The 12,907-nt window shown below is 63.5% G+C and carries 14 protein-coding genes; 5 read left to right on the forward strand and 9 right to left on the reverse strand.

The window, feature by feature from the left end; all coding sequences use genetic code 11:
* Together RIF85_RS11365 and rsmD are read right to left on the reverse strand one after the other, a co-directional pair.
* The coding region (locus tag RIF85_RS11365; RefSeq protein ID WP_309072016.1) for a UDP-glucose/GDP-mannose dehydrogenase family protein at nt 1-1,208 on the reverse strand (1,208 nt) is incomplete at its 3' end.
* Between the two features lie 136 nt (nt 1,209-1,344).
* Nucleotides 1,345-1,911 carry a 16S rRNA (guanine(966)-N(2))-methyltransferase RsmD gene (gene rsmD / locus RIF85_RS11370; RefSeq protein ID WP_309072017.1) on the reverse strand — a complete coding sequence of 189 codons (567 nt, stop codon included), beginning with the start codon at nt 1,909-1,911 and terminating at the stop codon, nt 1,345-1,347.
* A gap of 142 nt (nt 1,912-2,053) precedes the next feature.
* On the opposite strand from rsmD, the gene RIF85_RS11375 reads away from it, so the two are divergent.
* Both RIF85_RS11375 and RIF85_RS11380 read left to right on the forward strand, forming a co-directional pair.
* Nucleotides 2,054-3,001: a hypothetical protein gene (locus RIF85_RS11375; RefSeq protein ID WP_309072018.1), complete on the forward strand. Its 948-nt coding sequence runs from the start codon at nt 2,054-2,056 to the stop codon at nt 2,999-3,001.
* Nucleotides 3,002-3,008: 7 nt separating this feature from the next.
* Nucleotides 3,009-3,701 carry a class F sortase gene (locus RIF85_RS11380; RefSeq protein WP_309072019.1) on the forward strand — a complete coding sequence of 231 codons (693 nt, stop codon included), beginning with the start codon at nt 3,009-3,011 and terminating at the stop codon, nt 3,699-3,701.
* Nucleotides 3,702-3,713: 12 nt separating this feature from the next.
* On the opposite strand, the gene RIF85_RS11385 is transcribed toward RIF85_RS11380, so the two are convergent.
* Together RIF85_RS11385 and RIF85_RS11390 are read right to left on the reverse strand one after the other, a co-directional pair.
* A complete protein-coding gene (locus RIF85_RS11385) occupies nt 3,714-3,983 on the reverse strand; it encodes a hypothetical protein (RefSeq protein WP_309072020.1) in 270 nt (89 codons plus the stop codon).
* A gap of 112 nt (nt 3,984-4,095) precedes the next feature.
* The gene (locus RIF85_RS11390) at nt 4,096-4,971 is read right to left on the reverse strand and encodes a YsnF/AvaK domain-containing protein (RefSeq protein ID WP_309072021.1); all 876 of its coding nucleotides are present in this window, start codon (nt 4,969-4,971) and stop codon (nt 4,096-4,098) included.
* A 269-nt stretch (nt 4,972-5,240) separates the two neighbouring features.
* Here RIF85_RS11390 and RIF85_RS11395 point away from each other — a divergent pair, with 269 nt between their 5' ends.
* Nucleotides 5,241-5,501: a hypothetical protein gene (locus RIF85_RS11395; protein ID WP_309072022.1), complete on the forward strand. Its 261-nt coding sequence runs from the start codon at nt 5,241-5,243 to the stop codon at nt 5,499-5,501.
* A gap of 79 nt (nt 5,502-5,580) precedes the next feature.
* On the forward strand, nt 5,581-5,976 hold the full coding sequence (locus tag RIF85_RS11400; RefSeq protein WP_309072023.1) for an N-acetyltransferase: 396 nt from the start codon (nt 5,581-5,583) through the stop codon (nt 5,974-5,976).
* A gap of 52 nt (nt 5,977-6,028) precedes the next feature.
* Here the strand turns inward: RIF85_RS11400 and RIF85_RS11405 are convergent, their stop codons facing one another.
* Nucleotides 6,029-8,242, reverse strand: a complete 2,214-nt coding sequence (locus tag RIF85_RS11405; RefSeq protein WP_309072024.1) for an ATP-dependent DNA helicase RecG — start codon at nt 8,240-8,242, stop codon at nt 6,029-6,031.
* Between the two features lie 87 nt (nt 8,243-8,329).
* Nucleotides 8,330-9,127 (reverse strand): GAF and ANTAR domain-containing protein, encoded by a 798-nt coding sequence (locus RIF85_RS11410; RefSeq protein WP_309072025.1) that lies wholly within the window; start codon nt 9,125-9,127, stop codon nt 8,330-8,332.
* Between the two features lie 195 nt (nt 9,128-9,322).
* Between RIF85_RS11410 and RIF85_RS11415 the strand changes: the two genes are divergently transcribed.
* Nucleotides 9,323-9,784: a MarR family transcriptional regulator gene (locus RIF85_RS11415; protein WP_309072026.1), complete on the forward strand. Its 462-nt coding sequence runs from the start codon at nt 9,323-9,325 to the stop codon at nt 9,782-9,784.
* Nucleotides 9,785-9,806: 22 nt separating this feature from the next.
* On the opposite strand, the gene RIF85_RS11420 is transcribed toward RIF85_RS11415, so the two are convergent.
* The 3 genes from RIF85_RS11420 to thiL all read right to left on the reverse strand — a co-directional run.
* Nucleotides 9,807-11,009 carry an MFS transporter gene (locus RIF85_RS11420; RefSeq protein WP_309072027.1) on the reverse strand — a complete coding sequence of 401 codons (1,203 nt, stop codon included), beginning with the start codon at nt 11,007-11,009 and terminating at the stop codon, nt 9,807-9,809.
* Nucleotides 11,010-11,097: 88 nt separating this feature from the next.
* Entirely contained in the window at nt 11,098-12,072 is a 975-nt protein-coding gene (locus RIF85_RS11425; RefSeq protein WP_309072029.1) for a DAK2 domain-containing protein, read from the reverse strand.
* Between the two features lie 22 nt (nt 12,073-12,094).
* The coding region (gene thiL, locus RIF85_RS11430; protein WP_309072028.1) for a thiamine-phosphate kinase at nt 12,095-12,907 on the reverse strand (813 nt) is incomplete at its 5' end.

A 12,907-nucleotide genomic window follows, 5' to 3' on the forward strand; every position in this document is an offset into this window, starting at 1 on the left:
TCGCCGAGGATCTTTGGATCGAGCGCTCGGTATTGCTCCCACTCGGTCAATACCAGCACTGCGTCGGCGTTCTTCACCGCGTCTTCAACCGACAAGGTGTAGCTGAGGTCCGGGAACCTCCGAGATGCATTGGGGACAGCTTCCGGATCGCTCGCCGTCACAGCCGCTCCCTGAAGCTGAAGTTGCGCCGCAACGCTCAGAGCAGGCGAATCACGGACGTCATCCGAGTTCGGCTTGAAAGCCAGACCAAGAACTGCGATGCGTTGGCCCAGCAGCGTTCCACCGCAGACCTCCCGCGCCAGATCCACCATCCGTGAACGCCGCCGCATGTTGATGGAGTCCACCTCCCGCAGGAAGGTCAAGGCCTGATCAGCCCCCAACTCTCCTGCTCTGGCCATGAACGCACGGATGTCCTTCGGTAGGCATCCGCCGCCGAATCCCAACCCGGCGTTCAGGAACTTCCGCCCGATCCTCGCGTCGTGCCCGATAGCGTCTGCAAGTATCGAGACGTCCGCGCCGGTTGCCTCGCAGACCTCCGCCATGGCGTTGATAAAGGAGATCTTCGTTGCTAGGAACGCGTTCGCCGAAACCTTCACCAGCTCGGCAGTCTCGTAATCCATCACCAACCGCGGTCGGCCATCGGAAAGCGCCTGGGCGTACACCTCGTCCAGAATGAGCTGCGCACCGCTGTTTGTCCTGTCAAGCCCGTAGACAAGCCGGTCCGGCTCCAGTGTGTCCTGGACGGCGAATCCTTCGCGCAGGAACTCCGGGTTCCAGGCCAGGGTGGCCTCAGGGCACGCACCAGCGATCCTCCCCGCAAGATCGCGCGCTGTCCCCACAGGGACCGTGGATTTGCCAACCACCACATCGCCGGCTCGGAGGTGCGGCAGCAGCGCATCGACGCTTGCATAGACATGGCTCAGATCCGCACCGTTCTCCGCCCGCTTCTGGGGTGTTCCGACGGCGATGAAGTGCACGGCAGAACCTGCAGCATCGGCGATACGCGTGGAGAAACGCAGCCGGCCGGTGCCGAGAGCCTCGGCGAGCAGGCCTGGAAGTCCCGGTTCATAGAACGGGGCCTCCCCAGCGTTGAGACTGGCGACTTTCGCCTCATCGACGTCAATGCCCACAACCTCATGTCCAAGCTTCGCCATGCACGCCGCGTGCACTGCTCCCAGGTACCCGCACCCGATGACCGATAACCGCATAATGAACGCCCCTTGCTCCGCGCTTCAGTGATCCTGCAGACACGGTACGGACGCTGGATGGGGAGCAGATGAACTGAAGATGAGAGTTAGATGAGATCGCGCAGTCCGGCCAGTGCTCGTCGGTGCTCAGGTGCGGTCAAACGGGCTCGACATACCAAAGCCTGGTTTCCCCATATTTTTTCTCGGCGAACCGCTCGATGCCGGGGGGCCAGTCCGGCTCGCCGGACCGTGACGACCGCTCAACTACCACGATGGCGCCCTCCGCCAGATGAGGAACCAGGGCGGACACGATTCTCATCAGCGGCGCGTCCTCAAGCGGGTAGGGCGGATCCATCAGCACCACGTCCCAGAGGACCTCCTCCGGGACCCGGCTCAGGTAGGTCTCCACCTTGGTCCGATGCACACGAACGCAGGTCCACCCAAGCACCTTGTTCATCACATCTGCGTTGGCCTTGCAGGCCGCCGCCGCCCGGTCGGCAGCCTCCACGAGGTCAACAGTTGCGGCTCCCCTGCTTGCCGCCTCCACCCCGAGTGAACCGGAACCGGCAAAGAGGTCCAGCACGTGCGCACCGGTCAGGATGTTGTATGCGTCCAATCGGGAGAAGAGCGCTTCCTTGACGCGATCGGTGGTGGGCCTCGTCGCATTTCCCGGGACGCCGGCAAGCGGAGTTCCCCCTGCGGCGCCGGCGATGATTCGACTCATGAAGAAACACTCTAAACTACTGGCAGTTTCCGCCTCCTGCATGGTCAAATGAGTGCAGCCGAAAAGCAGCCGCGTTAGCGAAGTGCGAGCGGCGCGCGCCGCTCAAGGGGGACTTGGGGGCTTTCCACGAAAGACATCACATATGAATACTCGCTCCTGCCTGCTTACCGTAGGTGTCTCAGCACTTCTCGCAACGGGCACGGTACTCACCGCTGCACCTGCTTCGGCCGCGCCAGGTTCGGCTGAGTGCGTCGCTGCGCAGGCTGCCCTGAGCACCCAGCTGGGCGTCGCTTCCGTCGATATCACGCTGGCCAATCAGCTTCGCGATGCCATCAACGCGTTCGATTCAATCGACGCACAGCTCTATCCGCTGTACGCCGAGGCAGACCTCGCAGTCGCTGACGAGGTGGCTGCACTCGACGACGCGGAATTCACGGCCTTCAAGGCAGCCGAGGCAGCGGAAGCGGCGGCCGCACTCCTGACCGCGGCCGCCGGCGCGGAAGCTAAAGCCCTTGCAGAGCTCGATGCAGCTGAAGCGGCCGTACTGGCCGTTCCCGCAGGCGACACAGTGGCGCTGGCAGAAGCCGAGGCCGCGCGCGATGAGGCGCAGGGCCGGTACGACGCCGCCGTGAAGGTGGCCGCCGACGCCAAGAGCGCATCCGATGCAGCCGCGGCTGAGGTCGCTGCAGCCGCCGAGAAGTACGAGGCAGCAGATCAGGCCTACCTTGCTGCAGCCGAGGTAGCCTATGGAACTCCGCAGATCCTCGCCCTGGAAGCGCAGTTTGAGGCGACGATCGAGTCGTTCGACGACGCCTACATCAAGCTCGGGCTCACTGAGGGCGCCGACCCGGAACAACTCCTGGCTCTGGCCGACGCAGCAGTTGCCGCGTGCTCCGCTCCCGTCGCGAACAAGCCTGCCGTTACGGTGTCTGCCCCCCAGCAGCGTGGCCTGAACATCCAGACCGCAGCTTACGACGCCGGTGCTTCCGATCCTGCGAACCTCGCGCTTCTTGCGGGGCTGGCCGGGCTGGGTGCGGCAGCCGTTTCCGGCGCCGTCGTCGTACGCCGCCGCCGGAACGCTCGGGCATAGCGGGTTCATGCCTGTTCCCCAGCACGACGCTGCCCCGGCGCCCCGACCGCGTGCGCGGTTGTGGGCGGCGGGTGCGGCTGTGCTCGCGGCGCTTGTCGCTGCCACTGCAATCAGCGGGGTGATGGCACCCGCGGCACCTCCCGGGGAAGCGGCCCCCGTCCCGACGGCATCCGTCAGTGCATCCGCAGAACCAACACCAGGTCCAGCGCCTGCAACCAGGACCGCCCAGCCTTCAACCAATGCCGCCCAGCCGGGAGCCAGGGCAGCTGCTCCGCAGCGGCTCATCATGGACTCCGCCGGCATCGACGTGACGGTGCTGCCATTGACTCCTTCGGCAGCTGACGAAGCCTCGCAGTCCCTCGTTCCGCCGTTCACTCTGGACGGCTACTGGCTGACAACCTTCGGCATGCCGGGACGGGGTTCCACGGACACCACCTACATCACAGGGCACAGCTGGGAGGACCGGGAGGCTCCGTTCAATCGGCTCAGCACTGATGCGGAAGTCGGAGACGACGTAGTGCTGCACACCTCGTCCGGCGTACAGCACTACGTGGTCGACTCAATCACAACCCATGACAAAGACACCCTGAAGGACAGCGACATCTGGGACATTGCCCCGAACCGCCTCGTCCTCATCAGTTGCTACACGGAAGACCCTTGGGGGAAGAACGTGGTCGTGACCGCGAACCCAAAAACCTAGCCCTCGTCGGCCCTAGGAAGACCCATGCCCGCGCTTCTCCCGCTTCGCGTGATGAAGCAGATACGGCTCAGGGTCGCTTGATGCTGCCGGAGAGGTCTCCATCCAGGCTCTGAAACCTGAGGGGTTTTGGAGCTCGAGCTCATCAAGGTACATCCGCCGCTTTTCGGCAAGGTCTTCGAGCTCGGATGCTGTTCTTGCGCTGATGACGGCCAGGAAGCTGATCCGCCATGCCCGGCATAGCTGCGCGGAGTTGAGGTCATGCACCTTGTCGTGGAGGTCCACGCGATCAAGCGAGGGCTGGGCGCCCGGGACAGAACGACCCGGGCGCCCAGCACCTGTCCACTTGAGTACGCGGCGAAGCCAGCTTTCTTTCATCGCTGGATGCCGCCTCCGATCAGAGCCCGCGGCGTGTGTCGTCCGAGCCGTCGGTGTCGATCTGCTCCTTGCGAACTTCCTCACTGACAGTGTGCTCGTCGGTGACGGTTTCCTTGTCGAGGCGCACGCGCTCGACGGGCACTGCCTCCTTTTCAACTACCGGCCGTTCCTCGTGAAGAGTCACTTCGTGCTCTTCCTCGCTGATGGCCGGACCATCGTAGGCGGCGTCGCGGTTGGCGTCCGTGATCGGCTCCCGCTCGACCCGCACTTCCTCGCGCTGGACGGGGACCGTCTTGGTGACGTTTTCTGTCACCACGTACTTGCGCAGGCGGGCGCGGCCGGTTTCCACGTTCTCGGTGCCGACGTGCAACCGCTCCTCGGAGCGGGTCATGGCGTCATCCGTCGTAGGGCCGGACGTGTCATGTCCGACGGTGCGGTCGCCGCGGTCAGCGTCATAGGGATCGCGGTCGACATCGCCAACTCCGCTAACACCCGACGTGGTTTCGCGCATGTCGTCCGACCCTGTGGTCGTTCCGGCATAGGTGCCGCGTTCGCTGGCGTCGTTCTCGCCACCGGGACGGCTCAGTGCATAGTGGCGATACAGGTCGTCTTCTTCTGCCTCGCTCAGGTTCTGGTCGGGATCAACCTTCGGGGCGTCCTTGACCTGATCCTTGGTGTAGGCGATACGCACGTCATCGCCGTCCATTGACGCGCCCTGCAGCGGCGCGAATGATTCGGACGTGCCAAAGAGCCCAGTCCGCACGGTTACCCAGCTCGGCTCTCCCGTGTGGTCGTCCACGTAGACCTGGCCCGCGGATCCAACCTTGTTGCCGTCCTGATCAATAACGTTGCCATTGCCGTCAAGGATGCGGTCGATGTGTTCCTGCGTGATCATGGTATCTCCTTGAGATTGATTGCAGAGGACTTCTTCCGAAGTATCCGGTTGCACAAGGGTAGGCATATGCAACGCAAAATTGGAAGCATGCTTACTAGTTTTTTCCCTAAGTTCATCCTGCTGCCCCGGTGAACCGCTCTTGGTGAATCTGGTGGGCGGTGAATGGGCTTTGCCCACCTCAGGGTTGCCACCGGACAGGAGCGGACTAGACTGTCAGCAGGGTTCAGCAGCGAGCCACAACAGGAACTACTTGTGGGAGTGCCACCACCATGCACGCTCAATCTCGCTCGGCCGTCGAGCCGTATCAGCTATCGAACTACTCCTTCTCCGTCGACTTTCCGGGACCTGCCGAGAACGACGACGCATTCCCCACCGATTTGTCCTCCGAATCAGAGTGCAGCCTCATTCAGTTGTGCGACACCCTTTTCCTGGAACTTGACTCAGAGATACCCGACCTGCGGGCCAGGGAGCGCTACGAGTCCGTGTGCGACGAGCTCACGCTCCGCCGGATCCACACGGGGGTTGCCTGACAAAGAAACTTTGTCAGCCTACTGATTGTCGCTATAGTTGTTTGTACGGTTCAGCAGCGAGCCTCACCAGCCTTAAGACGTGGGAGTTCACATGGACCTGCGCTACCCAGACGCCTCTTCGACCAACCTGCGCACCGCCGTGCGGGACAACATGAAGCTGAGCCGCTTCGAGTTGTATGTCGACGGAGAGAACGTCGGACACCTTCAATATGAATCACGGCAGGGCCAGATCTGGCTGCTGCACACGAACATCGAGCAGCGCTTCAAGCGCGCCCGACTGGATAACTACTTCATCGGGAATGTACTAGAGAACCTGCATCGGAGGCGGCTCGCGGTAATGCCGTTCTGCCCGGCCGTGCGTGGTTACCTCGGGGGCCATCCCGAATGGACCACCCTGATTCCGGCGTCCGAAAGGTCACGCTTCCGCCTGACGCCGGCTACAAAAGCACGGAAAACGACGTCGCGCGCTTCCTGAGGCCGCGAACGGCGGTGACTTGCCAACGACGGTGACTTGCCGACGGCGGCAACTAGCTGCGTTCAAGGAACGCTTCCTTCTCCGCGTTCAGGTAGAGGTCAAGGGCCTCTTCGAGCTCCGGGTGATCGGCGAGCGTTGGATCCGCATCGACAAGTCCCTGCGCGTCCTTTCGCGCTTTCTCAATCACCTCAGCATGCTGGATGACCTTGAGGAAACGCAGCGCAGACCTGCCTCCGGACTGGGAAGCACCCAGGATGTCGCCTTCCCTGCGCAGTTCGAGATCCTTCTGGGATAGCTCGAAGCCGTCCGTCGTAGCTGCTACTGCGTCCAGCCTCTCCCGGCTGGGGTGCTCAGGTTCAAGCTGTGTTACGAGCAGGCAGGTGCCGGGATGTCCACCTCGTCCGATGCGCCCCCGAAGCTGGTGAAGCTGTGAGATGCCGAACCGGTCGGCGTCCATGATCACCATGAGTGTCGCGTTCGGCACGTCGACGCCGACTTCGATGACGGTCGTCGAAACCAGGAGACTGATGGACCCGTCGTTGAATCCGCCCATGGTCGCTGCCTTCTCCGACGGGTCCAGCCGCCCGTGCAGCAGCCCCTTGTTTACCCCGGCCAGGGCGGGAACCTCGGAAAGCGACTCAAAAAGCTCCAGCACCGACGTCAGTTCCTGCCGGTTCGCCGGCGGCCCCTCGTACAACTCGAGCGCGTCCGCGCTGTCCGCTTCCATCTGGGAATCGCCGATCTTGGGGCACACCACATACACCTGACGGCCCGCGTCGATCTCCTCCCGCGCTCGCGCCCACGCACGGTCAATCCAGCGTGGGTTCTCGGACAACCCAACGACGTGCGTGGCGATGGGTGCGCGGCCGGCCGGCAGTTCGGTGAGGGTTGAGACGTCCAAATCACCGAAAACAGTCATTGCGACCGTCCTGGGTATCGGCGTGGCGGTCATGACCAGCATGTGCGGTGCAGCGGCTGCTTTGGCGCGCAGTGCGTCCCGTTGCTCCACGCCGAACCGGTGCTGCTCATCCACCACGATCAGGCCCAGATCAAAGAACTGGACGTTCTCGGACAACAATGCGTGCGTGCCGATCACGATCCCGGCATCGCCGGACGCGGCCGCGAGCAGTGCCTCCCGCCTCTGCGCCATGGACATGGAGCCGGTCAGCAGCACCGCCCGGGTGCCGTCCACCGCACCGCCCAGCATGCCCCCTTCAGCGAGCGGGCCCAGTGTGCGCCTGATCGACTGGTAGTGCTGTGCGGCCAATACTTCTGTCGGCGCGAGGAGTGCCGCCTGCCCCCCGGAATCGATCACCTGGAGCATTGCCCTCAGGGCTACGAGCGTCTTACCCGATCCCACCTCACCCTGCAGTAGGCGGTTCATGGGATGGGCGGCCGCCAGGTCAGCCTCCAACTGTTCCCCGATGTCGCGTTGCCCGGCGGTCAGTGAGAAGGGAAGCGAAGCATCGAACTGGTCACGAAGTCCGCCCTGGCGATGCGGACGCGAGGTCGCTTCTTCGGCGAGGGCCTCTGCCCGGCGCCGCGCCAGTGCAGTCTGCAGAACGAGCGCTTCCTGGTAGCGGAAGCGGTGCTGCGCACGGTACGCGTCCTCAACCTCGTGCGGACGATGGATCATCTCGTAGGCCTGCGTGATGTTCATCAGGCGGTCCCTGCCGGCGATATGCGACGGAACCGGATCGTTCAGCTGGGAATGCGCGAGGCTGTCGAGGAGCTGATAGACGCACGTCTTGATGGTTGCGCTGCTGATCTGTTCGGACGCCGGATAAACAGGCACCGGCCGCAGATGTTCTTCCACCCCGCCTTCCCCCTCATCGAGGAGCGAATAACGGGGATTGGTGAGGGTGAGCTGACCTCGGTAGCTGCCTGTCTTGCCGGAGAAAACAGCCCGGGTTCCGGGTGTCAACTGCCTCTCGGCGTTATAGCCGTTGAAGAAGGTGAGGTGCATGGTTCCCAGGCGACCGGCGTCGTCGTCGGTAACCACCACATCCAGCAGCTTGCCTTTACGAGTGCGCATCCGCCGGGAGTTCGCGGACTGGACGCGGGCAATCAGGGTCACTTCCTCGCCGAGGGGCAGCTCTGCCAGCGCAGTCAGTTCCCCTGGGGCAAGGTAGGTCCGGGGGAAGTAGTTCAGAAGTTGACCGACGCTGGAGATACCCAGGCTCTCTTCCAGCTGCTTCTGCAGCTTGGGGCTGAGCATCTTCAGGTTCAGGGGTAAGTCCAGCTCGGCCGGGCGCCTGTTCTCCATCTACCTTCCCTGCATACTTTCCTCCTGCGGGCGGCAGGAACCTACATGAGGACAGTGCGAGCTTAGCCGAGGCGCCTGACGATTCTGCTAACCATCGAAGTGGGTCGCCGGTGAAGATCCCGATACCCTTTGAACGATCTCCGAAGCAATGACCCGCAATTTCACATTGCGCGTGCTGGAGGCGCGCTGGAGGATCTCGAACGCCTCCTGCTGCGAACAGCGGTTCTGAGCCATCACAATACCCACTGCTACGTCGATGTCGGTTCGTGACTCCATTGCACGGCTGCGGTTAGCGGCCTCCTCGCTGTAGTGAGCCATCCGCAGTGCCAACTGAAGCCCCTTCGAGGCTTGCTGCGCATAGGACTCGGCAAAGCCCACTTCCTTCTCGCCGAAGGAGGCCGTGCGGTAGGAGTACAGGTTCATGGCTGCCTGTGCGTCCGTCCCGATGGTGAAGGGTGCTGAGAGAATGGAACGAAGGCCGTGCTGCGAGACGGCTTCGGAATAATCGGGCCACCGATTGTCGCTCCGGAAGTCTTCAACCACGATGGTGCGCCGCTCACGGGCAGCGGTGAGGCACGGACCTTCCCTGTAGGCGTACTGTAGTTCGTCCATTGCCTTGGCCGTCTTGGAGTTGTATGCCACCGTTGCAGCACGGCGACGGCGCAGCAGCGTGATACCGCAAAGGATGTCCTCCCCGTTGAAGCTGACGCTCCGGGCCGAAAGCACAGAGAGCTCGTTAAGGAATTCCTGGATGTCCGCGGCGGACAAAATCAGGTCCTGCATTTCGTCCAGCACGGAGGACTGCGCGCTCGCATCGCGCTGCGCTTCGTCCAGATGGGCCGCGGAGTACTCCTCATCAGCCTCGAAGGAGACCGTTTCGCCCACGACTCCACCCTCTCAATTGTTCAAAGCTCAAGTTTCATCGCATAGGATACTTCACTAAGCGCACTTGTGACCGATCGACGGAACTTGCACCGTTCGGCGGTCGGCGCCGCCGGTGCCGTACCACCGGGTTTTGAGTTCGAGCGTGCAGCACTATGCCGGTGCTCGCGTCTTTCGGGGTTAGAAGGTTAATGAGGCATGGACACTTCACACTGGTCAACCAGCCGTCTGCTGAGCACAGCGGCCAGGCTGAATGAGAACCGGGACAATGAACGCCTGCGCAGTATCGGCGTTACGCATTCCGGCGTGACGATCCTGAAGGTGCTTGCCACCGCGGGTTCCATGAGCCAGGTAAAACTGGCCCAGATCGTTCGGGTGCAGGCCCAGACGGTCGGTAAGGCACTTGAGCGGCTGGAGGCGCGGAACCTGGTCGAGCGTTCCAAGAGCGAAGCTGACCGGCGCGTGACTTTCGTCTCCCTCACACCGGCGGGACTGGCCATCCTCGACCAGGTCCAGCAGGGTGAAGGCGTGCCGCTCGGAGGCGAGGGGTACGTGGAGAAAGACCTGCGGGCCGCCCTCATCGGCGTGATCAACGCCACCCGTGACAATCTGCTGGCCAGCGGGATCGCTCCTGAGCCGGAGCTCGCTGCGTCCGCCTAGCGGATTCTTCAGGGGCCGGCGCCTAGCCGACCCTGATCAGACGGTCCCGTCCTGCCAGCAAGCCGAATCCGGCAAGCACTGCCATGATTGCGGCTGTGCCCATGAGGGGCAGGGTCCAGTCGCCGCTGAGGTCGCGCAAGGCACCAAACACCACCGGTCCAGCCGCTCCCAGCCCGTAACCGACGGACTGTGCCATGCCCGAAAGCGAGGCAGCCTGCGCGTAATTGACGGTGCGGAGGCTGAACAGTGACAGCGCGATCACAATCAGGCTCCCGCAACCCACCGCACCCAGCAGTACCCACAAGAGCGTGAGGTCCGGCGCGACCGCCAACCCGAGGAATGTCACGAAAGTCAGCGAACTGCTGGCGAAGGAGACAAGGCGTTGGTCTGGCCCACGATGCAGGATTCCTCCGGTCGCGAGGCTTGCGAAGACGCTGACCAGCAGGAACACCGACAGGTGCAATCCCGCTGTCGTCGCGGATACTCCGCGGCTCTGCTCAATGGTGGGCAACCATGCCATGAGGACGTAGAACGCGATCGACTGCAGTCCCATGAACAGGGTGACCTGCCAGCCCAACGCAGAGCCCCAGGGTGACCGATAGGCAGCCGTAGGAGAATCGGCACGCGCCGTCGCGGACCCGTGGCGGCGAAGCCACGGCCAAAGGACTGCCATCGCAATCAGTGCCAGCCCTACCCACATGCCCAGAGCGAGCCGCCATCCTGCCGGTGAGGCGTCCGCCACCGGAACGACGACGGCGGCACCTATCGCTGCGATCGCTGCCTGCGTGGCGGTATAACTACCTGTCACCTGGCTGACCCTGGTTGGAAAGTCCCGCTTCACGAGGGATGGCACAAGCACGTTGAGGAGCGCGATAGCCAGGCCGATCAGAGCAGTACCAGCCCAGATGAAGCCCACTACGGGCAACGACCGAAGCACTATCCCCATCGCCAGAATCAGAAGTGACACCCAAAGCGCCCGGTCAAGCCCGAGCCGCGCGGCGAAGCGCGGGCCTACGGGTGAAAAGACGGCGAATGCGATGAGCGGGAGGCCCGTGAGGAAGCCGGCTGCGGCGCTGGACAGCCCGAGATCACCGCTGATGTTCGCGAGAACCGGTCCCACGCTGACGAAGGAGACGCGGAGGTTGACGGCGATCAGCAGGACGCCGATGAATGCGAACCCGAACCGGGCGGTCCGTTCCGGAGTAGTCCGGGTGGGAGCGGGCATAATGCGTTCCTTCGTCCTGAGAGATGTGGGGGCTTGTGTCCCCTGACGCGAACAGGCGCGGGTGTCGCGCATCCGGAGGGCGCCGCGCCTAGGACCCGTAGCGCTCCTGGCCGCCGATGTCTGCGGCTTCCTGAGGCAGAACGGCCCCAGCGCCGGCCAGTTGGGTGATGGCGATATGGCTGGGCTGGCCGGCTTCCTCGATGAACTTCAGCGCCAGCGCGGCTTCGGGCACGTGGACGTGAACGCGCCACCGGTAGCCATCCTCGACCTCTGTCACAGCGCTCATGATGACGGAATCGCCGACCTCATCCAGGTGCAGCCGCAACGTCGCGGCATCCAGAGGGCTCAGATTGATGGTGCACATGACCTCGACGCCCTCGGCAGGCATGCCGTTATGGATATGCGGCGCCTGTACGTCATACCCGTGCAGTCCGTCGAGCAGCTCATCCTGGAGCTCCTCGCCCAGGGACGCTGCGCGCAGCGCGTCCAGGATGAGCAGGAACCCCACTCCCCCGGCGTCAACCACCTGCGCTTCGGTCAGCGCACCAAGCTGGCTCTCGGTGTTGATGACTGCTTCGAGGGCGGATTCCACGGCACCCTGGAGAGTCATGGCAAGGGCATGGTTGCTGTCATCCCCCTGGTTTGCCTGGTCCACCGTTGCTGCTCCCCCTGCAGCTGCCTCAAGGACGGACAGCATGGTTCCAGGCACAGGATCGCTCAGCGCGGACCAACTGCGGATCTGGGCCCGGTTGAGCGCGGTCGCAAGGAGCGGGCCGGACAGGCGGGCAACGCCGTGCAGGGGCTCCGCGATGGCGGACAGGAAAACAGCGAAAAGCGTGCCGGAGTTTCCCCTGGCATCTTCCATGGCCGCTTGGCCGGCGCTTCTCAGGAGTTCGCCGAGGTCATGGGTGTCCACGTCCGCAACAGCCTGTGCAGCTGCCCGTACCGTCAGGTAGAGGTTGGTGCCGGTGTCGCCATCGGCCACGGGAAAGATATTGATTGCATTCAGGCGGTCGCTGTGATTGCCGAGGGATTCTTCAGCTTTGCTCAACCATCGCTTCATCGCAGTCGCGTTTGCGGTGATTTTAGTCTGCAAAGTGATCCCATCCCACGTTGGCTGGAGACTGTGACCCGACGGTCACTTCGGCAGGCCCGGCCTCTACCGAGCCTACCGCAGTGAACCCCGCCAAAGGCATAACGTTTGGGTTAACGGTGGCAAGGAGGCCATGGTCTTCTCCCCCACTGAGCACCCATCCAACTGGATCTGCGCCGAGCAGGGAACCCGCAGCGCCGAGCGGTTCAGCAAGCAATGTCAGGGCCGCCGGATTGAAGTCGATCCGCACTGAGCTGGCGTGAGCGAGGCGCTGTGCGTCCCTGACCAGACCGTCTGAAACATCCAGCATCGCAGTGGCCCCGCGCGCAGCAGCGATAGGCCCCGCGTGCAGCGGCGGCCGCGGCCTGCACTGCAGAGCAATCAACGCCCGAAGCTCCTCGTCGAGCGAACCGTAGTCATGGCCGGACTCCAGCAGCGCCAACCCTGCCGCTGCGCAGCCCGCCGTTCCGGCCAGCACGACGACGTCTCCGGGCTGTGCGCCCGAACGCAGCACAGCGCTGTGACCGTCCAGTGATCCGGTGACGGCGGCCGTGACCGAAATCTCGGTTCCGCGCCCGAGGTCACCGCCGACGACGCGGCACGTCTCGGCGCCAAGTTCACCGATTGCGGAGGTAAGTCCCTCCGCAAGATCTTCGACCCACACAACTTCTGTGCTTCCGGGAAGGGTCAGACTGACAGCGAGAGAGGTGGCGCGTCCGCCCATGGCGTTGATATCGCTGAGGTTCTGCGCAGCAGCCTTCCACCCGACGTCGAATCCCGTGGTCCGATAACCGTTTGCCCACTG

Source organism: Arthrobacter sp. (assembly GCF_031179385.1).
Classification (GTDB): Bacteria; Actinomycetota; Actinomycetes; order Actinomycetales; family Micrococcaceae; genus Arthrobacter_D.

What these genes read in the sequence shown, in the direction of transcription:
- rsmD (WP_309072017.1), bottom strand. Translation starts at nt 1,911, where the DNA reads ATGAGTCGAATCATCGCCGGCGCCGCAGGGGGAACTCCGCTTGCCGGC.
- RIF85_RS11375 (WP_309072018.1), top strand. Translation starts at nt 2,054, where the DNA reads ATGAATACTCGCTCCTGCCTGCTTACCGTAGGTGTCTCAGCACTTCTC.
- RIF85_RS11380 (WP_309072019.1), top strand. Translation starts at nt 3,009, where the DNA reads ATGCCTGTTCCCCAGCACGACGCTGCCCCGGCGCCCCGACCGCGTGCG.
- RIF85_RS11390 (WP_309072021.1), bottom strand. Translation starts at nt 4,971, where the DNA reads ATGATCACGCAGGAACACATCGACCGCATCCTTGACGGCAATGGCAAC.
- RIF85_RS11395 (WP_309072022.1), top strand. Translation starts at nt 5,241, where the DNA reads ATGCACGCTCAATCTCGCTCGGCCGTCGAGCCGTATCAGCTATCGAAC.
- RIF85_RS11405 (WP_309072024.1), bottom strand. Translation starts at nt 8,242, where the DNA reads ATGGAGAACAGGCGCCCGGCCGAGCTGGACTTACCCCTGAACCTGAAG.
- RIF85_RS11415 (WP_309072026.1), top strand. Translation starts at nt 9,323, where the DNA reads ATGGACACTTCACACTGGTCAACCAGCCGTCTGCTGAGCACAGCGGCC.
- RIF85_RS11420 (WP_309072027.1), bottom strand. Translation starts at nt 11,009, where the DNA reads ATGCCCGCTCCCACCCGGACTACTCCGGAACGGACCGCCCGGTTCGGG.
- RIF85_RS11425 (WP_309072029.1), bottom strand. Translation starts at nt 12,072, where the DNA reads ATGAAGCGATGGTTGAGCAAAGCTGAAGAATCCCTCGGCAATCACAGC.